We start from the raw sequence: 23,474 nt of genomic DNA on the forward strand, positions 1-23,474 counted from the left end.
CCCGCCGAAGCGGGGTTGCATAACTCAGGCCGCTTTCAGTTGCGGGAAAGGTATATCAATTCGTAGAGGCTCTCCAACGGCTTCGAAAGCCTCCTCCAGCGAACCTAGTTTGGTCTGGTGATCCAAGCGGAACAGCCGATCCACTTGTTCTCGGTGCCATTCTAACTTCCTCATGAGATCTGCGCGGGTCATTCCTTTTGCTTTCATGACCATATAGAGGCCAGCTTTGAGAATGACCATCATGTGCATTTGCACAGAGTAGCCCTTCTCAGCGGCATCGCGCATAGGCGCCGGAATTGACAATCCTTCAGCAATACGAGCCGCGATTGCTTCTTCAATCGCATCACGAGCATTTCTGCAGGCTTCTTCCTTATTGCTTCCGAAAGTAACAACTTCTTCAAAATCCGGCGAGGTCACAAGCCAAGTTTCTCCGTCAGGACGGAATGTGAGTTCATACCAAGCCATATTATTCTCCAGTTAATCGATACCGAGCTGCTTCTTTATGGTCTGAACCAAACCAGTACCGAGTTCTTTCGATCCTCCATGCATGGGCAGTTGCGATTTTTTGCCCTTGTAATAGATCGTTAGATGCCCACTTCCACCTCTGTGATTTTCAAAGGTGCACCCCTTTTTCGCGAGAAAACGCTTAAGTTCGCTCGCATTCATGGATATAGTCCACTCCACACTTCTGTGGAAGTCAACATAAGTGTGTAGTTTGCACAAGTTATTGATATAGTTGAAAACAAATACCGTCTCCCCGCATGCCCCAGTCGAAATTGCCTTTCTTATCATATTAATAATACATTAATGGTTGCAAGCGGCAATTGTTACAATCCGGTGGTTAGAGTGGCAGGTCTGGAGCCATTGATGTGATCACTCGTTCGGGTCCGTTCCCCGTTCTCCCATATGAATGCCGTTAGCGACCTGTGCGAGAGCGTTGGCCGCTTCGAGCCTGTCCCATCCCGACGCTTCGGCTTGGTCCAAGATATCAATAAGTCTTGGCGCTATCTGTTCCTGACAATCAATGTCACGGTCTGGGTAGTCACCTGATTGTTTTGGTCCGTTCATCGTTCTATCCTTTCCATGGTGTCTTCGCCTTGGTATCGGCTGGAATTGACGTTCGTGGATACCCGCCATGCTTGCAACACGTCATCATTGGCGGGTTTCAAGAGGTCTGTTCGTGGTTCGGCCAGCCAAGCGCGCCAGTCGCTTTCCTGCAGGATGACCGGCATGCGGTTATGGATGGTCGCCATGAAGCCGTTAGCTGCACATGTGATTATGGTGCAGCTTTTCACTTCCTCGCCTGTGGCCCGGTCGCGCCACGTCTCGTATAGGCCCGCGAAGGTGAGTGGCTTGCTGTCTTTAGCCGAAATGAACCAAGGCAATCTCGCCTCTTTCGGTCCTGACCATTCAAAGAAGCCCGTTGCAGGAATAAGGCAGCGTGTGCTTTTGAACGCCGCCCGGAACATAGGCTTGCTCGCAATGTCTTCCGATCTAGCATTGAACGTCGCCGGGACGCTTTTCAAATCCTTCGACCACCAAGACGGCACAAGCCACCAACGCATTTCGGAGTAGGTCAGATCATCACCATCCTGCGTGATGACGCCAACTTGCGTTGTTGGTGCGATATTGTAACGAGGTTGGATATTCCGGGGCGTAGCCGGAATGAGCGAATACATCGCGTGTATCTCTGCCCATGTATATGTCTGTGTGAAACGTCCGCACATGCGCTCCTCCGTTTTGAATGGAGGTAGGGCGGTTGACATGTTCGTCTATATCGCCCCAAAAAAGGTGTAGAACGGATTAAGAACACACGTGGCGTTTCTCGTGGCGTTTTTTGTTCTGACGCGCCACGGAACTTACATCTGTGTTCAGTTTGTTCTTTTTTCTTATTTTAGGGGCTTGCGGGAAAAGCCTTTATATTCTAGGGCTTTCTCCGGCTCGGAGCGTAGCGCAGCCCGGTAGCGCACTTGACTGGGGGTCAAGGGGTCGTGGGTTCGAATCCCGCCGCTCCGACCATTACTGATACAAGTCCAAAGAGATGGACAGAATATTTTTCGTCTTATCCGCGACAGTTTTTGATGTTGTATGATACATTGCGTTTCTAATTCAGAGTGTTCGGATGTATCTGCTTATGTAAGAGACGTTTTGCTGGGGTATCGGTGCCGATAGCATTGGCTTATTCGAATAGGATTGGGATATATTTTGTTGGTATCTTGCACACCATGAAGCAAAACTTCATCGTTTGATAGTTAGGCGAACCCAGAAACATGCGCGTGCTTGCTGAAGAAGGCGTCGCCAGCTTTGTCAAAGTGGACGGGCGTGCACGTGAAATTCCCATTGAGAACGTCAGATAATTGCTCCTCTTCCAAATAAGTCCCAAAAGAACAATAGTTTCCTCCACTATTTGATTGGGTTCGCTGAAGGCAATCATAGCGAAAGAAGACATCCCGCTTAACGCGCCAAGATTTTGTGTTTTTTGTTTGAACTTAGGGTGGGAAAAGGAGATGGGCACATCTTTTTCTGACGAGTTCAATCGCCGCAAGTCCTTGACTCAGAATAGAACGTCAGTTCGGATTCTATCCGCGTATTCATTGTACGCAGCTGTGAACTAATGGCAAATATGCCAACATTCGTGTAGTCGGTAACGCAAAAGAAATTTTACCGGTTCGGATTAGTCAACTCCCAGAAGATCAACAGTAATGATGATAAACTTGCCAAAAAGGTTTCAGAAATAAATCTCTCGGAATATTTTTTCCGAGAGATTTGGCTTGTTTGCTATCTATTGCTTAATTCCTACCCCAATACCCATCCATGGGACTGGCGAATGCGCAAATTCCAAAATAGACATTGTTGTTGCATTGGCCGCTTTGAACTCTCGCCAGGTACGCACCGTTCCTCCATTTAGATGATCATACTCGTGCGCATGGATATCGTGGAAGGCCACAATTTTCTTGGCGTATCTTCCCAAGTTTAAATAATCAGTAGTTGCACCATCATATGAATGATCAGCATCAATGAAAACAAAGTCGAACTCTTGACCACGAAAATCCGTCGATGTGGACGGAATTGCCTTCTTAAGATTCAAAATGTCGCTGAACTCTTCAAAGGCAAAGACACCGTCAGCTATATCAATCATTGTGTGCTGGTACTCAGGGGTAATTCGTTGCAGGACCGCACACATCACATATGAAGAAGCACCGCGCCAGACACCAATTTCAACTCCATTCTTAGGAGCGATCCTCGCAAGAAGGATTAGAAAGTCTGCAAACTCTGTTGGGAATTGTTGTAACCCAAAATGACTGGTGTTTCGCCAGTGATTGAAGTGCTCCAGCAAGCTCCAGTCCTGATACGCAAGTCCGAATTCCTGGATTCTTTCTAATAACCATCGTCTATTGTAAACTAGTCCTTCATCCGAGGTCAAAATATCGCGGCAAACCTTGACTCCTTTGTGGATGTCAGGCGTGAAGTCGATGCCGCGGCCATCATGTTTGACCACAGTTTCCATGTCGCAGGCCATGAGCTCCCTCTTTTTCGGCGCGCCAAGAATAATTTCTCTCAGATTCACATTTTCCTCCCCAGGATTTTATGGGCAGCATCTATTCTAAAATTAAAAAAATCAAGTTTTAAAATGATATAATTTAATTTATAGGTGAATTTATTGCCAAGAAAGTAGATATTTTGAATAGATGTTTATGTAATTCTAATGTCAGAAACTATAAATCTGATTTCTGATTAACGGATTGACTATAATGGCAGTTCGTTTGTCGCCGCACAGGTAAGGGAAATACCGATATGGATGCGGTGAATTTGTTTGCAATCCAGCAATCTATTGAATGCATGGTAATATCATCATGCCCTGATGGTCGTAGTCTTTAACTTCGCAGTCAGAATCTAAAAACGGCTGATAAATCTCCGATGTTGTGAAATTATTTTTCCATAGGAGATCGTACTTTTGATGCCTTTGTTAATTCCCGTCTAGGCTCGATTACTTTGTCAAAACAGGTTGATAGCGGCTAGAGCCCCAGACGCTTTATTGGGCGCGCAAAGGTCGCTCTAACACTTTAAAATTAGAGCATAATTTTACCTTAAACTGATCCAAGTTTAAGGAATTATGCTCTAGTCGCGAGTGGAGTGGGCAGGTACTGACGATAGATATGATTGAAGTGTCGAGTTTTGCAGTCGTTTTTCTGTAGGATTTCTTCAAAAAACAGGTCAAAAAAAAGCCCCTGCTGTCAGCGGGGCAATCTTAACCTTATACATATTCAAAAGATCACGTACGGGGGCAACGTGACCCTTTCGTTTCAATGGAGTTTAGAGAAATAACTAATCGGCACTATCCATGAATTATAAATACAAAATTTTATCATTGTAGTATGAGGCAATTTAATAATAATTTTCTGTTTTAACAATCGCACTTGTGCGCTCGCAATAATGTAGATGATGCAGAGAGACCGCGATATTTATTTCCATATAGGAATATTCTCCACAGTAATAATTTGACCTTTTGATATAATTTAATGCGCCTTAAGATGGCCGAAATTGCATAGGTACTTGATCGACTTTCCAAGTGTTAACCGGCAGCCGAATGCGGTAGCTGGTCGTATTAAAGCACTGTTTATCCAAGTTTTTCTGCGATATTGTTATCAGATATGCTTGGTGTTTGAGGCTGAATGGAATGAGTTTGATTATTGAGTTTGTAAAATACGTGTCGATCGTTGTGATCGGTCTTTTGCCTATCATGAATCCCCTGACCACAATTCCATTATATATGTCGCTGACTAAACGCATGAGTGCTGAAAACAAACGCGTTCAGGCACGAAAAGCCTGCATATATGCATTTTCGATTCTGACTGCTTTCCTGCTACTTGGGAACGGGATCATTTCGCTTTTCAGCATATCCATGCCGGGTATTCGTGTAGCCGGCGGGTTGATCATCATGATTCTGGCGCTGCGAATGATTTTCTCCGGTGAGGATTCGTCGTCGGAAGTAGATGCAGAGCCTGCCGATATTAAAAAGGCTGATCTGGATTATTCGTTCTCACCGCTGGCAATGCCCAGCCTCGCAGGCCCGGGCTCTATAGCGGTTGTCATGAGCTTCGCGTCGCAGATACCATCTGAACACTCCATTGTCGGCCATGTGGTCGTTATTTTGGGTGTCGCTATAACGATCTGCGTAGCCTATCTCGCACTGTCCTCCGCACCGCTCATCGAGAAGGTGCTCGGTGAACACGGTATGCAGGCAGTGACAAAAATCATGGGCTTTCTGCTGACCTGTGTGGCCGTACAGTTTCTTGCGTCGGGTATCCGCGATTTTTATATCGAATTCAGCAAGATCAGCTGAAGCGTTTTACACTTTTCGGTAGGTGTTCTAAGTGCGTGGAACGAAGAGAATAATGCACGCTCCGGCAAAAGCTACGGTCGCGCCGATAATGTCCCAGCGATCTGGACGCATGCCTTCGGCGGCCCAGATCCACACAATCGATGCGATAATGTAAATCCCGCCATAAGCGGCGTAAGCGCGTCCCGCAGCGTCGCTCTCGATCAGCGTCAGCAGATAGGCAAAAAGGGCGAGACAAACCAAGCCAGGAATGAGCCAGAGCGGGGATTTGTCCAGTTTAAGCCATGCCCAAAACGAGAAGCATCCCGCAATCTCGAATATAGCTGCGGCGGCATAGATCAAGAATTGCAAAGCAGATTTCCTTGGTATTGATTGTGTGAAGCAACTTCGCGTTGGTGTTTATATTCCAACCCGGCACACCCCCATATAAGGCCAAAGAGCAGATAAAAATGCCGCCAGTGATCGGTGTCGATCACGTTGCCGATGAGTACGTGGCCAAGATAAGTCGCATAGGCACAAAGCAGGAATGGTTGCCATGGCCGGTTTCTGAACATCAGTTTGAAACCGATGGCCAGCGTCAGGAATGTCAGCGTTATGAAGGCGATGAAACCGATCCAGCCGTAGTCAAGCACTGCTTTCAGCCAGACATTATGGGTGTCCTCGCCAAACATGGGGCCAAATTCCAGCGGTCCAATTCCCAAAGGGTGTTCTGTCGCCAGCACCATGCCAAGCCAGTGTCGGGCAAACCGGCCCAGACGCGCACTGTCATAGCTTTGCTCCAGGCGCGCGCGCTCGAAAAAGAATGCTCGTACATCGGGAATTTGCAGGAGCAGCACAATAGCCAGAACAATGACAAGAACGGCAAGCAGACCGATTGCGATTAATCGCAAGCGAAATCTGTTGCTCTCGCTCTGAAGAAACAAAACTGCAAAAAGACAGAGAAATGAGAACGGTGCCATGGCCCAGGCAGCACGCGAGAAAGAAACCAGTATGCCAAGTGTCAGTATGCAGCATAAAGGCAAATAGACGAGCAGATCTCGGCCGTTGCCTTTCATGATGCGGTAAAGGCTCCATGTGAAGGGGAGCACCAAAAACGGCCCGTAAACATTCGGATCTTTAAATCCACCCATCGCACGACCGAAGCGGGTAAAGACATCGGCACCGGGAAACAGGTTGAAATAGCCCGCAATGCCGAGCAACGACGACAGGATGCCGACCAGAAGATAGGCGTTGAATATTGTTTTCAGACGACGATAGTCTGCTTCAATAATTGCAGCATAAAAGACAGCCGTGAAGGCAAGGAATAGCGAAACGGCGATATATAGCGGTGCATCTTTCGTATCCGCCATTTGCATGACTGAAACCATGCCGCCGAAGTTGAATAGAGTCAGCAGGGCTAGCAACACCAGGTTCGTTCGTGTCAGCCGCATCCCAAAAAGCAGGGCCACAGCTATGAGCGCGACCATATAAAGCTCATAGGGAGCGGGTTCGCTCATCACGAAACCAAGCAGAAAAATACCAAGTCCGATGGCAAAATTGGCGATAATCCTGTTTAAAGCGCGCTTACCTGCAACCTCTGTTGCAGGTAAAACGCGGTAAGGTGTCGATATATCGCTGGCTCTGTTTGCGACCGTCCTCAATAGGCATTTTCCGTGTTGAGAAGTCTGATGGGTGTCAGGAACAGGATTTTTAGATCGAACCAGAGCGACCAGTTTTCAATATAAAACAGGTCATATTCTGTGCGCATACGTATCTTGTCATTATTGTCAATTTCACCGCGCCAGCCATTAATCTGCGCCCAGCCAGTTACACCCGGTTTGACGCGGTGGCGCGCAAAGTAACCGTCTACGACCTCATTGTAGAGCACGTTGTGCGAGTGTGCGGCCACCGCATGTGGGCGCGGGCCGACAAGCGACAGTGAACCCGTCAACGAATTGAAGAACTGCGGCAGTTCGTCGATGGATGTCTTGCGGATGAAGCGCCCGACGCGGGTCACGCGGGGATCGTTTTTCGTGACAGCGTTGCGTGCAGTCGGGTCGCTCTGCTCTGCATACATCGAGCGGAACTTCCAGACATTGATGACTTCGTTGTTAAAGCCATGACGCTTCTGCTTGAAGATCACCGGGCCTTTACTGTCGAGCTTAATGGCAATTGCGGTTGCCAGCATGATGGGCGAAAGAAAGACGATGCCAAGCAGACTGAAGGTGATGTCGAAAATACGTTTGGCAACCGAGTCCCAGTCGTTAATTGGCTTGTCGAAAATGTCGAGCATCGGCACGCTGCCGATATAGGAATAGGCGCGTGGGCGGAAACGCAGATGGTTGTTAAGCGCTGACAGGCGGATATCGACGGGCAAGACCCACAACTTGTTGAGGATCATCAGAATGCGTTCTTCGGCGCTGATTGGTAGTGAAACAATCAGCATGTCGATATGCGCAATACGCGCAAACTCGATCAGCTCCTTGATATTTCCGAGTTTGGGGTAGCCTGCTACGATGGGCGGCGAACGCTTGTCGTCGCGATCATCGAAGATACCGCAGATGCGAATGTCATTGTCTGGTTGCTGTTCAAGTGTACGGATCAGTGCTTCGGCATTGGGGCCACCGCCCACAATGACAGCGCGACGCTCCATAATACCATTTCGTGCCCAACGACGGATTCTCCACGAGACAAAGAGTCGGCAGATGATGAGCACGATCATGCCGCTCAAGGCCCAGATCAGAAACCAGGCGCGCGAAAAATCCGACGAAACCTTGAAGAGAAAGCCTGCTACGGCAACAGCTCCCAGCACGGTTGCCCAGCTGATGATCACGCGTTTCAGATGGCGGCTGGGGCTGCGAAGAATGTTGATCTGATAGCCATTGTTTATTTCCATCAAAAGCACGTAGAGGCCGCCGCCCGCGAGCATGATGAGGAGATAGTAGATAAGGAGCGAGGTGTTGAAACTGACGTAGTAAGCAAAGCTCAGAATGCCGGACAGTAAAACAATGCCAAATTCAACGAGCCGTATCACACCACTCAGCATGGTCGGCGACAGGGTATTCCGTTCGTATTGCGCAGCCATCTGGCGCGCCATGGCGTTCAATCCGATCTGTTCGCTCGGTCTGGAACCACTCGTATCTTTGGCATTGCTTGCCTCAGGATCGATTGGAGAAGGCGCATCAATATCCCGCACAATTTTACCCCTGCTAATCAAAGTGCCGGACTATATCTAATGCCAAATCCTAAGGATTTGCTGATCAAACGGTCCTGGCGGCTGCGAGATTTTCAGGAACGTGCTTCACGGTAAACCAATTCTATAGAATGTGCCATTGCCTGAAGGCTGAACCGTTCGCCCAGGCGCATGCTGTTGGGCATTGATGAGAGAAAACCACTCTCATCATTCACAACTGCAAGCAGCTTGGCTGCAAGCAACTCGATGTCTGGTTCAACAAGAGCCGGGGAGTTGGGGCCGAAGATTTCCGGAATGCCGCCAACATTGCTCGCAATGACGGCTTTGCCAGCGGCCAGCGCCTCCAACACGATATAAGGAAATGCTTCCGCGCGGGATGGAATGATCATGATTTTGCCGAGCGGAAATGCTTCTCGTGCGGCGATGCCGGGAAGGAAGCGGATTTGATCAGCCACACCGAGCTCATCTGCAAGTGCCAGAAAATCAGGCTTCTCCGTGCCGTCGCCGACCATAGTGGCGGTAAAGCGCTCACCATGTTTGTCACGAAGAGAAGCAAGGGCGCGGATCAACAGATCCGGCCCCTTTAACGCACGCATCGTTCCTATAAACAGGAAGTCAGTAGCGTCAGGTGCGGTCGCCGTATGAACAAACTCTTCATCCGACAAGCCGTTATAGATAACCGCATGGAGGTCGTATGGCCTGCCAACCTTCTCTTCATATGTCCGCTTCTCGAAGTTTGAAACGAACAGAACAGCGTCAGTGAGCGGAGCCAGCAGCCTTTCGACCAGAAAGACCGCGCCGCCACGACGCGTCTTTCTGTCAAAATGCAGGCTGCCGCCATGCGGTGAGTAGATACGGGCTACGCGAGACTTAAAAACCCGTAGAACTGAGCCGAACAGACGCGCATAAACGCCACCTTTGGCGCCATGGCCGTGCAAGATGTCCGGCTGCAATTTCTTGACAATGCGATAGGCTTTGTATGCTGCTTTGATATCGCCAATACCGATATGTCTTTGCATGGCGATACGATGGATGCCCAGCGCAAGCTTGGGTCGTAATTCTTCCAGTAGTTCATCTTCGCGCGGACCGCCGGTCGTCGCATCGCAGAGAATGCCAACCTGATGCCCGTTTGAAGCCTGAATGCTGATGAGATCGCGGACATGGCGGAACAGGCCACCCGCAGGTTCTCGAAAACAATGGACGATTCGTAGGGGCGCATTGTGCTTTTCATCAGACATTTATCGCCATCAGAACAGACGTTCGCGCACATAGAGGGTGTCGCCCGGCAGGACCGGATCAGAGATCAGTACGCGCCCTGTCATCACGTCTCCATTGATAGTACGTGTAATATCGACACTTTCCTGATTGGCGCGTGGAGTAAATCCGCCAGCCGCAGCGATTGCTTTTTGCACTGTCATGCCTGGCACGTATGAATATTGGCCCGCACCACCCACTTCACCCATGATGAAGATCGGGCGATAACGGTCGACCTCGACGCTTACGTCTGGATCGCGCAGATAGCCACCACGCAATTTTGAGGCAATAACACCTTCAAGCTGCTTTACGGTTTTTCCGCTTGCCGGAACGCTGCCGATAAGTGGGAACGCGATGTAACCCGACTGGTCGACGCTATAATTATTGGTGAGGCTTGCCTGCTCAAACACGGTAACGCGCACACGGTCGCCAGCATTGAGCAAATAGGGTTCGTTTAATGCGGCATGAAATGCCGGTGGGGCAGGGCGATAGCTCGAGCATGCGGAAAGCGTCATCGCCGCAAGGCCAAGCGCAACAAGAACCAGCCGGCCTGTGCGCTTTTTATGAGTTTTCTGCATCGTCATTGTCGCCTCGGTCTCTTCCGAAAAGCATTGCCGCATTTGTAGATTCGGACGGGAAATATCCGAATGCTGATACATGACGTTATCGTTTGATTAAGGTTAATGGCTGGTAAAGAAGTGGTGCGGTTCCGGAAAAACTTTCTCTCTTTCCCGCAAGGTCGAACAAATAGACAGTTTAACCCTCTGGTTACCTTGTTCGTTTACATTTTCTTACAAAATTGGCCTGCGATACCTTTGAAGCATTTCCAGTAAAAGTGCGAAGCGGTTTTGCGTTGGATAATGCGTAAGAACAAATAGCGAGGCGGTTGTTCGAGCACCGCGCATCCGGAGTGTTGGGCGGAGTATCGGGCGGAGTATGAGAATGTCTGAAGTCGATAGGCAGTCGAAAGACGCAGATATTGATATTGGCGCGCTCTTTTCGAGCTTGCGCCGCAATTGGCTTTTGATTGTCAGCGGCGCGGTCATTATGGCAGTGCTTGCCTGGATCATATGCCTCCTTCTGACGCCTGATTATCGCGCTGAGACCCGTATTCTGATCGAATCCCGTGAATCCGTTTTCACACGCCCAAATGGTGACGCTACGACTGAGCGACCGTTGATGGACCCGGAAGGGGTTAAAAGTCAGGTTGAAGTGCTGACTTCCGGAGATCTGTTGAAACAGGTTTCCGACAAGCTGAAGCTCACAGACAATGATGCATTTACCTCAACGAATATAAAGCCTTGGACGCGCGCTTTGATTCTTCTTGGCATGCGCAATAATCCGGCCAGTCTGACACCTGAAGAGCGTGTACTGCAAAAGTTGCGCCAGAATTTAGAGGTCTTCAACATCACCGGTTCGCGTGTGATTGTTGTCCAATATACGTCTGCAAATCCGCAGGAAGCAGCCAGCATCGCAAATGCTGTGGCTGACGCCTATATCGCGCTGCAAAGCGCTGCAAAACTCCAGTCTAATGATGATGCAACCGGTTGGCTTGCGCCAGAAATCGAGGATTTGCGCGGCAGAGTACGGGATTCGGAAAAGAAGGTCGCAGACTATCGTGCAGCGAATGGCCTTTTGACAGGGCAGACAAACAGCACCATTGCCACCCAGCAGCTATCCGAAGTCTCGACGGAATTGACGCGGCTGCGTTCAAACCGTGCGACGTCTGAAGCAAAAGCGGAAAGCATTCGCAGAGCGCTTGCAGCCGGTGTCCCTGTTGATACCCTGCCGGATGTTGTAGCGTCCGGTATGATGCAGCGGCTTTCTGAACGTCGCATTCAGCTCAATTCGCAAATTGCTGATCTTTCGGTGACGCTGCTTGAAGGCCATCCGCGTATTAAATCGTTGCGCTCGCAACTCGCCGATCTTGACCAGCAAATCAATGTGGAAGGGCGCAAGCTTTTGGCGAGCCTCAACAACGAGGTGAGTGCTGCAAGACTGCGCGAAGATGAACTCAACCGTGAGTTAAACCGCGTCAAGGCGCAGGCGGCGCAGGCTGGTGAGCAGGAAGTCGAACTGCGGGCGCTTGAACGTGAAGCAGCTGCACAACGCCAACTTCTTGAAACCTATCTGACACGCTATCGCGAAGCTGCTTCGCGTACGGATCGTAACTATGTCCCTGCTGACGCACGGATTTTCTCGCGCGCCGATGCGCCGGGATTGCCCTATTATCCAAAAACCTGGCCGGTTGTCAGCGCGACCTTTGTTGCTGGACTGTTGCTCCTTTCGATTTTCGTATTGCTCCGTGAATTGTTCAGTGGACGCGCCTTTGTCAGCGTGGATGGACGCCGTATTACAGCAGTGGAAGAAATCGAAATGCCGGTGATTGAAGCGGCAACTGACATGGCTTTTACCCCACTTTCTGAAAGAGAACTGGAAGCTTCCGGTAAGCCTGTACGACGCTGGACTTCGCCTTTCATGTCGGGATCAAAAATTGTCTCTGAGGAAGAGGCGCCAGAAAATCCAAATGGTGTGAAGACAGTGGCCAACCGCCTGATTGATGGCAGTTTGAAGCGGGTCATTGCGGTATCTCCGGAAGGAGATAACGCATCAGCTGCAACTGTGCGTCTGCTGCGGGAGCTGGCGGATCGGGGCAAACGCGCTATTCTGATCGATATGACGGCCTTCGGCACGCTGGGTCTGGTTATGCTCGACGGCAACAGCCGAGCCGGTATTACTGAGCTTCTGGCTGGTGAGCGGCGTTTCAACGATGTCATTCATACAGATCACTATTCTCAGGCGCATGTAATGCCGCTCGGAAACGTGCCGCCGGAGAGCGCGATGCGTTCGGCTGATCGCCTGCCATACATCCTGGACGCGCTGGAAACGGTTTATGATTTCGTGGTGGTTGAATGCGGTCCGTCCACATCGCGACAGATACGCCGTATTGCAGATGGTCCAGCGGTCGTCATCATGAATATTGTCGACCCCGACGATAACAGCGTTGTCACGGCAGCGCTCGATATGGATCAGGGTGGCTATGAAGACGTCATCATTCTGATGGACAAATCCTGAGCGCACAACGGGTGCTAACCCTGATGCATCGCAACCAACAGCCTGATTTCGATTCACGATCAACAAGATAGCACTCTCGTCTGAATCAAATTGAGAGCTGCTTATTGTTAAATCTTAGCGCTTTGCCAGTTTGCTGCGGAGTGCTTTCGCGAACCGCCATAGGCGGGGATTGCTTTTGACCGTTGCGACGGCTTGGCTGCGTATTGATTGCAGAGCGGTGAATGCTCTGCCTTTGGTCGTCAACGGGACAAAGGCGTCGTAGATGCGCGATTCGATATCGCACCATTCTCGCTTATACGGCTCATCGCCAATACCGAAACTATAAACTGGCAGTTCAGCGCCACAGCTTTTCTTGATATCTTCAAAAAACAGAAACTCGCCGGGGCTGGCAGTTATTAACTCGTCATCCGCTATCGCGTTGAATTCAACGGTCGGACCATCTTTTGAGAAGGCTTTACCTATAAGTGAGCGGATCTTGCCACCGACTTCAAGAATTTGCAGTTGGTATACCGCGTTCTGGCTTTCAGCCGCATCGCCGTAAAGCTCTTTGAAGAATGCCTGAATATGTGCACCGGCAAAAGGATCACGGATCCCCATTTGCTTGAATCGATGCGCCTTGAGAGTAAAGAAAATATCGAGTATCTCATAGGCTTCTTTACGAGACTGCGGAGCGTAAATGCGCCAACCGCCGGATTCTTCATAACGACGTCCATGCTGACGATGTTTTTTGAGTTTCCGCTTTGTATTGCTCCGCCCAAGCACGGCATCAAAACCATGTCCGAGAGACGCAGCAAGCACAGGATTGGGGTTCTCGATATTCTTCAACTGCAATAAAGGGTTATCTTCGCCCGATAGAGAGGGCAGTTGCCTTGTTAGCGAAAGCATATCGATATCTGGTCGAGCGGTTCGAATGGCCGACACAAGCTGGCTCACGGATGCGTGGTCGACCGAACCGTCAAGCCAGGGGAAGTTGCAGTTTGCGTGACTTCCGCCCGGATAGCGCAACACACGTGCACCATTCTCGCTGGCAGCTTCAAGCGGCAGCATCATGATCGGCGTATCGTTGGTAAACAGACCGGCAACCAGACTGTCCGGATTGACATGCCTGCGCCAGCAGTCGATCCAGTCGAAAGTTTGCGCATTGCCATGTAGTGCGCCCGGCTTTGTCCAGAAGTCACGCAGTTGCGCGTAGTCGGTAACGAGACGTGGCGTCAGACTGGCTCCGGCTTCATCAGTCACGTTTCGTTTGCCCCCGCAAATTAATCAACGACGTTTTGGGCGCGGAGGCTGAGCCATCCACCAGATGATTCCCATTGCAGGCAATACCCAGAGAATACCGGTGAAGAAGAAATAAAGGAGGTGCACCCATGCAGGCGAATTACCAAGCTGAGCCACGGCTATGATTGTTGCAAAAACTGCATAGACGATCACAAGAGCAACCAGCAGAAATGTGCCTATGAGTTTTTTCAGCCGAACGGGCATGTCATTCTCCTCTATCCACTTCTTCACTAGCTTGTGAGAACGCGCAAAGGAAGAGAAAACGCGTCGGCATGTCGCGTGAACCTGACTTGTAACCGCTTCTCCTATGCGGCATGTATCCCTGACTTAATCCAGACTTAATATTGAAGGATGAGATGGCATGGCGGCAATTTCCGTTCGACATGAAGGGCAGGGCACAGTGAGATCCGGCGAGGATAAAAACCGTCGACTGATCCGTTATTGGCTCTATGCGGTTTTTGTCGTTCTGATCGCTATTGTCATGGTCGGTGGCGCGACGCGCATGACAGGCTCTGGCCTGTCGATCACTGAATGGAAACCGATCCACGGCGTCATTCCACCACTCAACCATGCCGAATGGCTGGAAGAGTTCGATAAATACCGCCAGATTCCGCAATATCAGCAGATCAATAAGGGCATGTCGCTCGAAGCATTCCAGTCCATCTTCTGGTGGGAATGGGCGCATCGCATGCTCGCGCGCTTCGTGGGTTTTCTGGTTGCAATTCCACTTGCCTTCTTCTGGCTTACCGGACGCCTGAACAGCAGTCTTAAATACCGGATGCTTGGCCTTCTGGCGCTGGGCGGCTTTCAGGGTGCTATCGGTTGGTGGATGGTTGCATCGGGACTGAGCGAGCTTACCAGTGTCAGCCAGTATCGCCTTGCCATTCATCTGACGACAGCCTGCGTCATCATAACGGCGGTGTTTTATATCGCGCGGGGGCTCGTCACTTATACCGAGCGCCCGGCGGAACGGTCTATCCAGCGTTTTGCGGGCTGGTTAGTCTTTGCCGTGTTGGTGCAGATCTACCTTGGCGGTCTTGTCGCCGGGCTTCATGCCGGTCTTACCTATAATACCTGGCCGCTGATGGACGGGGCGATCATCCCGTCAGACCTGTTCATCCAGTCGCCATGGTGGCGCAATCTGTTTGAAAATCCCAAGACCGTACAGTTCGTACATCGCATGTTTGCCTACACAGTTCTGGTTCTGGCGGTTGTTCATGCTGTGCAGGTTTGGAAAAATGCGGCAGCAACCACCCATGCCCGTCGCACAATCGTTTTGCTCGGCCTGATATTGGTGCAGGCAGCGATTGGAATCGCGACGCTCCTGATGAGCGTACCGCTGGATCTCGGCCTCACGCACCAGTTTGTGGCCCTGATGGTTCTGGCTTTCGCCGTTGCACATTGGCGCGCAACAAAGGGCGCTTACAAAGAGTAAGCCGTCTGACGCAGATGCCTTAGCGCGGAAGCAATTTTCAGCTCCCGTGCTTCATCGGCATCATTGCCATCTTCGCGATGCCAGGCGGCGGAGAGGCAGCCGTAGGCAAATGCGTAATCGAGGACATAAGCGGGGTCGCATTTGAGGATCGGTGCGAAATGCTCTGCCATGCGCTGAGCGCGTTCGAGATCAAGGCACAAATCATCACGATCGAGCGGATTGTAGAAGATGTTAGCCGCATCGAAGGCTGCATCCCCCACCAGCCCATGGGGATCAATCACAAGCCAGCCACGCGGTCCCTTGATTATGTTCTCATGGTGAATGTCACCATGCAGCGGAATAGCATTATGCGGCGTCGCCAGCAGGCACTTCGCGACCGCCGTGCCATCCGCATAGATAGAGCTTTCGTTTGCTACTGCGAAGAGACCGGAAAAATGCTTGTCCAGTGGTTGCAAATCAGCCGGTATCGGGGCAGGAGAGGGCGTGTGCAGCGCGTTCAGAACCTCGCCGAATATCTGCAAACATTCGGCATCCTTGCCGCGTTTCAGATGCTCGTCAAGATGATAGTCGCCCGCATATTCAAGCAGCATCGATGTGCCATTGAGGCCGTATAATCGTGCGGCACCATGGCCGTCCTGCCAGTCGAGATAATGCGCGCCGCGCAGTTCTTCCATTCCTGCAGGTTTCAGCTGCTTGATAACAAAAAACTCGCCTGGATAATCGCTACGTTCGACTTTCCAGACGAGGCTGGAATGCGTGTCTGCGAGCGGCACATAAGAGCCGATATTCCATTCGGCGGGGAATATCGGCCTTTCCGTCATCAGGCTTTGCCGAGCATCAGGTTCATATTTTGAACAGCGGCACCCGATGCGCCCTTGCCGAGATTGTCGAGGAGCGCCACGAGATTGACCTGATTGTCACCTTCCGTACCAAACACGAAAAGCTTCATGCCATCCTTGCCAGCAAGCTCTTCCGCATCGACACGCGGCAGTTGGCTGCTTTCCTCCAGCGAAACAACTTCGACGATATTCTGCCCGGCATAATGTGCGGTCAAAACGTTATGGACATCCTTAAGCGACGGTGAGCCTTCAAGTTCAGTCACGAACAGTGGTACCTGAACGATCATGCCTTGCGGGAAACGGCCGACGCTTGGGCTGAAGAGTGGGCGGCGATCCAGGCGGCCATGCAATTGCAGTTCCGCAACGTGCTTGTGACGCAGCGGCAGACCGTAGAGGAAATTGTTGGCCGCAAGATGCTCCGGATGGTTCTTGTCCTCTATCTGCGCAATCATCTGCTTGCCGCCGCCGGTATAGCCGGAAACTGCATTGACGCTGATCGGATAATCAGCTGCCAACAATCCCGCATCGCGCAATGGACGCACAAGCGCGATTGCGCCGGTCGGATAGCAGCCCGGATTGGCGACGAGGCGTGCTTCTGCGATGCGCTCACGCTGACCCTTGGCAAGTTCTGCAAAGCCGTAGGCCCAATCAGTATGCACACGATGAGCAGTCGAAGTATCGATGATCCGGGTCGAGTTGTGACCTTCGAGCAGTGAAACAGCCTCCTTGGACGCGTCATCCGGCAGGCACAAGATCGCAATATCGGCAGAGCGCAGATAGTCAGCGCGCAAGTCCTTGTTGCGACGCTCGGCTTCCGGGATGGAAATAACTTCAAGATCGTCGCGCTCGGCAAGGCGGCTGCGGATTTGCAGACCTGTGGTGCCGTGTTCGCCGTCGATGAAGATTTTCGGTTTCATGCGCTTTGCCTTTGGATTTCAGAAAGTTACGCCAATATTCGGAATCAATTTTTGAGCTGCTTGAATCAGTTTCTGAGCAGCATTTATCGTCGTCGTGCTTTTTGCTCAGCCAGAAGCCCAAGATAATACATTGCGATGGTCGCTCCGGCGATTGCCGTTATATCGGCATGATCGTAAGCCGGTGCAACCTCGACCACATCGGCGCCCACAAAATCAAGAGCCGTCAGCTTGCGAAGCACGGAAAGCATCTTTGCCGAAGAGGGACCGCCAGCAACGGGTGTTCCGGTTCCTGGTGCAAAGGCCGGATCAAGACAATCGATGTCGAACGTCAGATAGGTTTTTTTGCCAGCTGTGCGTTTGAGAATCTCGTCGGCGATTGCCTGCGCTGACATATCCTCAACTTCATGGCCATAGATGATCTTGATACCGCAGTCTTCCGGCGCATGCGTGCGAATGCCAATCTGGATAGAATGCTCGGGATCGACAATTCCATCCCGCACGGCACGGGCTACGAAAGAACCGTGATCGATCCGCTTGCCATCGTCAAACCATGTATCCTGATGTGCATCAAATTGAACCAGTGCCAGCGGACCATATTTCGCAGCATGGGCTTTGAGTAGGGGCCAAGTTACGAAATGATCGCCGCCAAGCGTCAGCAAAAACGCATCAGATTTGAGAATCTTCGCGGCTTCCCGTTCTATCGTTGTAGGCGTCTTATAATGATTGCCGTAATCAAGCAGGCAGTCGCCATAGTCGATGACAGCGAGATTTTCGAACAGATCGCGCTCAAACGGATATTGCGGATCGTTATCGAAAATGGCTGACGCACGACGGATCGCCTGCGGACCAAACCGCGCGCCGGGTCGGTTGGAAACCGCTGCATCAAACGGAATGCCCCAGACGACGGCTTCGGCCCCTTTCAGCGACTTACTATAAAGGCGCCGCATGAATGACAACACACCCGCGTGGGTGGGGTCAGTGGCAGCACTGTTCAGGCTGCGGGCAGTGAAAGCATGGTCAATCGTCTTAGAGGGCATGGCCGGCTCCCGGATGGCGTCTCAACTCTCATAGCGCTTCATGAAGCAAATTGGGAGATTGCTTTATGCGGTTTTTGCTTCAAATCCGTATGCACGTTCTACACGGGCAATGCGAACGCGATAAGTTTCATACCATTGCAGACGACCAAGTTTTTGCGCGACAAGATGATCGACATCGCGTTTCCATGCCCGAATGCTTTCTTCATCCGTCCAGAATGAATTGGTGATGCCAAATCCTTCGGCATCGCGTGCGCTTTCAACACCGATATAGCCAGGCTGCCGTGCAGCAAGTTCTGCCATGCGCTCGGCCATTTCACCATAACCTCCATCATCGCCGAAGCGTTGCGACGAGAATGACACAACGAAGTAGGGCGGTTGCGGCGTGTTGGCGAAACGTTCAGTCGTAGACATGGGCGTGTTCCATTATCGAAGAATCTTGGGCTTCACTCTTCATGAATGTTGTCGCCGGGGCTTGCAACTGCGTCTACGGCATGAGCCCAAAAATCCGAATCGATTTTTCGAAAGCACGATGCGCAAATTCAATAGTTAGAGCGCTGCCCGTCATACGAAGGGTGCAAGATTGCGCGAGCGATAAACCGCGATTGTGAGAACACGGAGCGTGTTGGCAAATACTTCTCTTTCAGAGAGGGACTTTATGAAGAAAGCAGTATTTCCAATTTCAATCGCGCTTGCCTGTTCCGCAGCCTTGTCCGGTTGTATGACCGATCAGCATGCGGCCCGCCATCAATTGGAGCAGCAGAATGTGAGTGCGCTCAACTGGATGCAACAATCGGGCGAATATGATGCGCTTGCCTATCAGGCCTTTAACGGTGCACGTAAAGCATTCGATACGGCAAAGGTGAGGAAGGGACGCAGGAAAGCGGTGATCGTTGATCTTGATGAGACGATGATCGACAATTCGGCTTATGCCGGATGGCGCATCCAGCATAATGTGCCGTACACGGAGAAGACCTGGGGTCGTTGGGTGGCTGCCGAACAGGCACGACCTATCCCGGGCTCTGTCGAGTTTGCGCGCTATGTGAATTCGCATGGAGGCACAATGTTCTATGTCACGAACCGTGATGCCAAATCATTTGACCATACAGCTGCCAACATCAGGAAGCTCGGCTTTCCCGGGGTCTCAGCGAAGACCCTGCTTCTCAATAGTGGTCAATCCAACAAACAGGCGCGTTTTGACGCCGTCAAAGCAGCTGGCTTCGATGTGGTGGTCTATGTTGGTGACAATCTGAATGATTTCGGAAGCGCCACTTATCATAAGAATAACCAGCAACGCCGCACTTTCGTCGCAGCCAATAGCGAAGCGTTCGGTACGAAGTTTTTCATGCTGCCAAATCCAAACTATGGAGATTGGATTTCGGGCATGGCGCCGGACTATTACAAACAGCCTGTTGAGAAACAGCTGGAGATTAACCGCAAAACCATTCGCGCTTGGGCGGGCTAAAGCAATCCGGATAATTCAAAGCAAAAAAGCGGACCCGAAGGCCCGCTTTTCTGTAATTTTGAAGCGATAAATATTAGCGCCTTGAGAACTGGCCCTAAGCGTATTAGCGCTTGGAGAACTGGAAAGAACGGCGAGCCTTGGCCTTACCGTACTTCTTACGTTCAACAACACGGCTATCGCGAGTAAGGAAGCCACCCTTCTTAAGAACCGTGCGAAGGCCTGGTTCGTAATAGGTGAGTGCCTTGGAGATGCCGTGACGAACTGCACCGGCCTGACCGGAAAGGCCGCCGCCAACAACAGTTGCGACAACATCGAACTGACCAGCGCGGTTCGACGCAACGATTGGCTGCTGCAGGATCATCTGCAGAACCGGACGTGCGAAATACGCAGCAAATTCTTTGCCGTTTACGGTGATCTTGCCGGAACCTGGCTTGACCCAAACGCGAGCAATCGCGTCTTTACGCTTGCCGGTCGCATAAGCGCGGCCCTGAGCGTCGATCTTCTGAACATGAACCGGAGCGGCCTGTTCGGCGACTACGCTGCCGAGTTCTTCGAGCGAGTTGAGCTGCTCAGCCATGATTATGCATTCCCTTTGTTCTTGCGGTTCAGCGCTGCAACGTCCAGAACTTCTGGCTGCTGAGCTTCATGCTGATGATCTGCACCTGCATAAACGCGCAGGTTCTTCATCTGGCGACGACCGAGTGGACCACGTGGGATCATACGCTCGATAGCCTTTTCAAGAACGCGTTCCGGGAAACGGCCTTCGAGAATTTGGCGAGCAGTACGTTCCTTGATGCCACCTGGATGGCCAGTGTGCCAGTAGTAAACCTTGTCGGTGTACTTCTTGCCGGTCAGAACAACCTTGTCTGCATTGATGATGATGACATTGTCGCCATCGTCAACGTGCGGGGTGAAGGTTGCTTTGTGCTTACCGCGCAGGCGATTGGCGACGAGGGATGCGAGACGACCGACGACGAGACCTTCTGCGTCGATCAGAATCCACTTCTTCACCACTTCGGCTGGCTTCTGAGAAAAAGTTGCCATTGAAGTCTTCCTTGACTTAATCCCAGATCTTGCGACCCGGGCTTTTCTTGTTGCTTGTGTTGGTCACGCCAATCATAAGGACGGCCAACCCTAAGGGCGTTAGAAAGCGAGCTTCCATACGCACTGGGCGGGTCGATACACAAACTCTGGAAGATCGTCAAGCGCTGTTTTTACAGCATTCTTTTAATAGACTAATAAAAACAATGACTTACGATATTGGTATTATAATACCCTATCTTTTTATCGCGGTGGAATGGAATAAGTCGCCGTCGCATGGGCTATTAGCTCATTTGTCTCATCACTGGTCAGGCTTATTTCCAGTACGGCCAAACGCTTTCCAAGTTTGAGAATCCTAGCCACTGCCTTGACCGTTCCCGGAGTGGCCTTGCGCAGGAAGTTGATATTGAGATTTGTGGTCACTGCGAGAGCAACCGGCCCGATATGACCGAGGATTGCTGCATAAGCTACCACATCGGCAAGTGCGAAAAGGGAAGGGCCTGAAACGGTGCCACCGGGGCGCAAGTGCTGATCGTTGGCGCGGAGGTGCATGGTCGCTGCACCGTCATCGATCGAGACGATCTCAAAACTGTCATCGAGCTGCGGAAATTCGCGCTTCATGAAGAGGCGTAAATCGTCGATATTCATAACCGGGCTCAAGGCCGCATGGTGTGCAGTGCTGATATTCATGTTCTCTCCCTTATAATAAGGAATAGGGGGAGTTTGGCCAATCTTGCAAGCACGCGTTGCGATATGCAGAAAATAAAACCCGAATTTGCAGCGGAGGAACCAAATGCAAGCGTCTTCAGACAATCAGATTCGCGAAATTCTTCAGTCTGTAAAAACGATTGCGCTTCTTGGTGCATCGCCCAAGCCCGAGCGCCCGAGCAATGGCGTCATGAAATTCCTGCTCGATTGGGGATACCATGTCATTCCCGTTAATCCGGGGCAGGTTGGGAAAAGCATCCATGGGCAGCAAGTGGTAGCCAATCTCGCTGATATTGATGAACCAGTCGATATGGTGGATGTTTTCCGCGCGTCACATTCGCTTCCGGGCATTGTGGATGAAATTCTTGCCATGAAACAACGGCCAACGGTTCTTTGGACCCAGCTTGACGTTGTGCATGAAGAGGCCGCAAGGCGGGCGGAAGAAGCAGGCCTGAAAGTGGTAATGGACCGCTGCCCGGCCATTGAGTATCCACGCCTTATGCGATGACTTGAAGTTCGGAAATTAATTTCCGCGATTGCGTGTTTTGGCGCAAATTCCTCCTTTGCTTTCTTTGTGGCACAGCCTAACGTCCACTCGAATTATTTGGCATAGACTGTCAGGAGGAACTTATGTCCAAACGCTCACCCGGCATCGAAACACTGGCAATCCATGCAGGCGCAAAACCCGATCCAACGACGGGTGCACGTGCGACGCCGATCTATCAGACAACGTCCTTCGTGTTTGAGGATGCTGACCATGCAGCCTCTCTGTTTGGCCTGCAGGCTTTCGGCAATATCTATACGCGTATTACCAATCCGACCACCGCTGTTCTGGAAGAGCGCATTGCCGCACTTGAAGGTGGGACAGCTGCTGTTGCCACGGCATCTGGCCATGCGGCACAATTGCTGATCTTCCATTGCCTGCTACAGCCAGGTGATAATTTCATCGCCGCTAACAAGCTCTACGGCGGTTCGATGAACCAGTTTGGTCAGGCTTTCAAATCTTTTGGCTGGCAGGTGCGCTGGGCCGAAGCAACGGATCCATCCGACTTCGAAAAGCATATTGATGAACGCACCCGTGCAATCTTCATTGAAAGCTTTGCAAATCCGGGCGGCATTGTCACAGATATCGCAGCTATTGCTGAAGTTGCACGCAAGCACGGATTACCGCTGATTGTCGACAACACGCTGGCGTCACCTTATCTGATCCGCCCGATTGAACACGGCGCGGACATTGTCGTGCATTCGTTGACTAAGTTCATCGGCGGACATGGCAATTCGATGGGCGGCATTCTTGTCGATGCAGGAACATTCGATTGGGCAAAGTCGGGCAATTATCCGCTTTTGACAGAGCCGCGTCCTGATTATGCTGGCCTCGAAATCCACAAGACATTCGGCAATATCTCTTTCGCAATAGCGGCTCGGGTGCTGGGTCTGCGTGATTTTGGTCCCGCAATCTCGCCGTTCAATGCATTCCAGATCCTGACGGGTGTTGAAACACTTCCGCTGCGTATGCAGCGCCATAGTGACAATGCGCTCAAGGTTGCGACCTGGCTGAGCGGCCACGATAAGGTGTCGTGGGTAAGCTATGCGGGCCTTCCGAGCGACAAGTTCAATGCACTTCAGAAGAAATACTCACCAAAGGGTGCGGGCTCTGTTTTCACCTTCGGTCTGAAGGGCGGCTATGATGCGGGCGTCAAGTTCGTTGACAGCCTTGATCTCTTCTCCCTGCTCGCGAACATTGGCGACACGCGTTCGTTAGTTATTCACCCGGCATCAACGACCCATCGTCAGTTGACCGACGAACAGAAGACTGCCGCCGGTGCCGGTCCAGAAGTGGTTCGCCTCTCTATCGGTATCGAAGATGCGGATGACATCATCGCTGATATCGAACAGGCACTTGCCAAGGTCTGAT

Annotated in this window: 26 protein-coding genes and 1 tRNA gene; 7 read left to right on the forward strand and 20 right to left on the reverse strand. The window is 51.3% G+C overall.

The window, feature by feature from the left end:
* Nucleotides 1-24: 24 nt before the first annotated feature.
* The 4 genes from C9380_RS04955 to C9380_RS04970 all read right to left on the reverse strand — a co-directional run bounded on the left by C9380_RS04955 (nucleotide 25) and on the right by C9380_RS04970 (nucleotide 1,727).
* A complete protein-coding gene (locus C9380_RS04955; RefSeq protein ID WP_128093138.1) occupies nucleotides 25-465 on the reverse strand; it encodes a type II toxin-antitoxin system HicB family antitoxin in 441 nt (146 codons plus the stop codon).
* A gap of 12 nt (nucleotides 466-477) precedes the next feature.
* Nucleotides 478-666, reverse strand: a complete 189-nt coding sequence (locus tag C9380_RS04960) for a type II toxin-antitoxin system HicA family toxin (RefSeq protein ID WP_128093139.1) — start codon at nucleotides 664-666, stop codon at nucleotides 478-480.
* Between the two features lie 207 nt (nucleotides 667-873).
* Nucleotides 874-1,068: a hypothetical protein gene (locus C9380_RS04965; RefSeq protein WP_128093140.1), complete on the reverse strand. Its 195-nt coding sequence runs from the start codon at nucleotides 1,066-1,068 to the stop codon at nucleotides 874-876.
* On the reverse strand, nucleotides 1,065-1,727 hold the full coding sequence (locus tag C9380_RS04970; RefSeq protein WP_128093141.1) for an SOS response-associated peptidase: 663 nt from the start codon (nucleotides 1,725-1,727) through the stop codon (nucleotides 1,065-1,067). Before C9380_RS04970 ends, C9380_RS04965 begins: the two co-directional genes overlap by 4 nt.
* A gap of 215 nt (nucleotides 1,728-1,942) precedes the next feature.
* Between C9380_RS04970 and C9380_RS04975 the strand changes: the two genes are divergently transcribed.
* Nucleotides 1,943-2,019: transfer RNA gene (locus C9380_RS04975), tRNA-Pro, on the forward strand.
* 160 nt (nucleotides 2,020-2,179) lie between these two features.
* Here C9380_RS04975 and C9380_RS04980 read toward each other — a convergent pair.
* Together C9380_RS04980 and C9380_RS04985 are read right to left on the reverse strand one after the other, a co-directional pair.
* On the reverse strand, nucleotides 2,180-2,536 hold the full coding sequence (locus tag C9380_RS04980) for a hypothetical protein (protein WP_128093142.1): 357 nt from the start codon (nucleotides 2,534-2,536) through the stop codon (nucleotides 2,180-2,182).
* A 246-nt stretch (nucleotides 2,537-2,782) separates the two neighbouring features.
* Complete coding sequence (locus tag C9380_RS04985; protein WP_128093143.1) at nucleotides 2,783-3,568, reverse strand: class I SAM-dependent methyltransferase; 786 nt, start codon at nucleotides 3,566-3,568, stop codon at nucleotides 2,783-2,785.
* Nucleotides 3,569-4,678: 1,110 nt separating this feature from the next.
* Here C9380_RS04985 and C9380_RS04990 point away from each other — a divergent pair.
* Nucleotides 4,679-5,344, forward strand: coding sequence for a MarC family NAAT transporter (locus C9380_RS04990; protein ID WP_024897438.1), 666 nt, complete (start codon nucleotides 4,679-4,681; stop codon nucleotides 5,342-5,344).
* Between the two features lie 27 nt (nucleotides 5,345-5,371).
* Here C9380_RS04990 and C9380_RS04995 read toward each other — a convergent pair whose 3' ends face one another.
* The 5 genes from C9380_RS04995 to C9380_RS05015 all read right to left on the reverse strand — a co-directional run bounded on the left by C9380_RS04995 (nucleotide 5,372) and on the right by C9380_RS05015 (nucleotide 10,345).
* Entirely contained in the window at nucleotides 5,372-5,692 is a 321-nt protein-coding gene (locus tag C9380_RS04995; protein WP_024897439.1) for a YnfA family protein, read from the reverse strand.
* On the reverse strand, nucleotides 5,680-6,981 hold the full coding sequence (locus C9380_RS05000; RefSeq protein ID WP_128093144.1) for an O-antigen ligase family protein: 1,302 nt from the start codon (nucleotides 6,979-6,981) through the stop codon (nucleotides 5,680-5,682). The genes C9380_RS04995 and C9380_RS05000 overlap by 13 nt, the downstream gene beginning before the upstream one ends.
* On the reverse strand, nucleotides 6,978-8,516 hold the full coding sequence (locus C9380_RS05005) for an undecaprenyl-phosphate glucose phosphotransferase (protein ID WP_128093145.1): 1,539 nt from the start codon (nucleotides 8,514-8,516) through the stop codon (nucleotides 6,978-6,980). The genes C9380_RS05000 and C9380_RS05005 overlap by 4 nt, the downstream gene beginning before the upstream one ends.
* A gap of 92 nt (nucleotides 8,517-8,608) precedes the next feature.
* Entirely contained in the window at nucleotides 8,609-9,751 is a 1,143-nt protein-coding gene (locus C9380_RS05010; protein WP_128093146.1) for a glycosyltransferase, read from the reverse strand.
* Between the two features lie 9 nt (nucleotides 9,752-9,760).
* Nucleotides 9,761-10,345, reverse strand: a complete 585-nt coding sequence (locus C9380_RS05015) for a polysaccharide biosynthesis/export family protein (protein WP_207487976.1) — start codon at nucleotides 10,343-10,345, stop codon at nucleotides 9,761-9,763.
* 364 nt (nucleotides 10,346-10,709) lie between these two features.
* On the opposite strand from C9380_RS05015, the gene C9380_RS05020 reads away from it, so the two are divergent.
* The gene (locus C9380_RS05020) at nucleotides 10,710-12,842 is read left to right on the forward strand and encodes a GumC family protein (protein WP_128093147.1); all 2,133 of its coding nucleotides are present in this window, start codon (nucleotides 10,710-10,712) and stop codon (nucleotides 12,840-12,842) included.
* Between the two features lie 114 nt (nucleotides 12,843-12,956).
* On the opposite strand, the gene C9380_RS05025 is transcribed toward C9380_RS05020, so the two are convergent.
* Nucleotides 12,957-14,081 carry a GNAT family N-acetyltransferase gene (locus C9380_RS05025; RefSeq protein WP_128093148.1) on the reverse strand — a complete coding sequence of 375 codons (1,125 nt, stop codon included), beginning with the start codon at nucleotides 14,079-14,081 and terminating at the stop codon, nucleotides 12,957-12,959.
* A gap of 24 nt (nucleotides 14,082-14,105) precedes the next feature.
* Nucleotides 14,106-14,324, reverse strand: a complete 219-nt coding sequence (locus C9380_RS05030; protein ID WP_024897446.1) for a DUF2842 domain-containing protein — start codon at nucleotides 14,322-14,324, stop codon at nucleotides 14,106-14,108.
* Nucleotides 14,325-14,481: 157 nt separating this feature from the next.
* Here C9380_RS05030 and C9380_RS05035 point away from each other — a divergent pair, with 157 nt between their 5' ends.
* Nucleotides 14,482-15,555, forward strand: a complete 1,074-nt coding sequence (locus tag C9380_RS05035; protein WP_024897447.1) for a COX15/CtaA family protein — start codon at nucleotides 14,482-14,484, stop codon at nucleotides 15,553-15,555.
* On the opposite strand, the gene C9380_RS05040 is transcribed toward C9380_RS05035, so the two are convergent.
* The 4 genes from C9380_RS05040 to C9380_RS05055 form a co-directional block, all read right to left on the reverse strand.
* Entirely contained in the window at nucleotides 15,543-16,376 is an 834-nt protein-coding gene (locus C9380_RS05040; RefSeq protein ID WP_024897448.1) for an aminoglycoside phosphotransferase family protein, read from the reverse strand. The two genes, C9380_RS05035 and C9380_RS05040, sit on opposite strands and share 13 nt — an antisense overlap.
* A complete protein-coding gene (gene argC / locus C9380_RS05045; RefSeq protein ID WP_128093149.1) occupies nucleotides 16,376-17,311 on the reverse strand; it encodes an N-acetyl-gamma-glutamyl-phosphate reductase in 936 nt (311 codons plus the stop codon). The genes C9380_RS05040 and argC overlap by 1 nt, the downstream gene beginning before the upstream one ends.
* 83 nt (nucleotides 17,312-17,394) lie before the next feature.
* Nucleotides 17,395-18,348 carry an agmatinase gene (gene speB, locus C9380_RS05050; protein WP_100559232.1) on the reverse strand — a complete coding sequence of 318 codons (954 nt, stop codon included), beginning with the start codon at nucleotides 18,346-18,348 and terminating at the stop codon, nucleotides 17,395-17,397.
* A 63-nt stretch (nucleotides 18,349-18,411) separates the two neighbouring features.
* Entirely contained in the window at nucleotides 18,412-18,759 is a 348-nt protein-coding gene (locus C9380_RS05055; RefSeq protein WP_024897451.1) for an antibiotic biosynthesis monooxygenase family protein, read from the reverse strand.
* Between the two features lie 244 nt (nucleotides 18,760-19,003).
* Here C9380_RS05055 and C9380_RS05060 point away from each other — a divergent pair, with 244 nt between their 5' ends.
* Nucleotides 19,004-19,810 carry a 5'-nucleotidase, lipoprotein e(P4) family gene (locus C9380_RS05060; protein WP_105706761.1) on the forward strand — a complete coding sequence of 269 codons (807 nt, stop codon included), beginning with the start codon at nucleotides 19,004-19,006 and terminating at the stop codon, nucleotides 19,808-19,810.
* Nucleotides 19,811-19,913: 103 nt separating this feature from the next.
* Here C9380_RS05060 and rpsI read toward each other — a convergent pair whose 3' ends face one another.
* The 3 genes from rpsI to C9380_RS05075 form a co-directional block, all read right to left on the reverse strand.
* Complete coding sequence (gene rpsI, locus C9380_RS05065) at nucleotides 19,914-20,387, reverse strand: 30S ribosomal protein S9 (RefSeq protein ID WP_036567214.1); 474 nt, start codon at nucleotides 20,385-20,387, stop codon at nucleotides 19,914-19,916.
* Nucleotides 20,388-20,389: 2 nt separating this feature from the next.
* Entirely contained in the window at nucleotides 20,390-20,854 is a 465-nt protein-coding gene (gene rplM / locus C9380_RS05070; protein WP_024897454.1) for a 50S ribosomal protein L13, read from the reverse strand.
* Between the two features lie 240 nt (nucleotides 20,855-21,094).
* Complete coding sequence (locus tag C9380_RS05075; RefSeq protein WP_128093150.1) at nucleotides 21,095-21,541, reverse strand: PaaI family thioesterase; 447 nt, start codon at nucleotides 21,539-21,541, stop codon at nucleotides 21,095-21,097.
* Between the two features lie 103 nt (nucleotides 21,542-21,644).
* Here C9380_RS05075 and C9380_RS05080 point away from each other — a divergent pair, with 103 nt between their 5' ends.
* On the forward strand, nucleotides 21,645-22,067 hold the full coding sequence (locus C9380_RS05080) for a CoA-binding protein (protein WP_128093151.1): 423 nt from the start codon (nucleotides 21,645-21,647) through the stop codon (nucleotides 22,065-22,067).
* 122 nt (nucleotides 22,068-22,189) lie between these two features.
* On the forward strand, nucleotides 22,190-23,473 hold the full coding sequence (locus tag C9380_RS05085) for an O-acetylhomoserine aminocarboxypropyltransferase (protein ID WP_128093152.1): 1,284 nt from the start codon (nucleotides 22,190-22,192) through the stop codon (nucleotides 23,471-23,473).
* Nucleotide 23,474: the final 1 nt, after the last annotated feature.

This window comes from Brucella pituitosa (assembly GCF_003049685.1).
Classification (GTDB): domain Bacteria; phylum Pseudomonadota; class Alphaproteobacteria; order Rhizobiales; family Rhizobiaceae; genus Brucella; species Brucella pituitosa.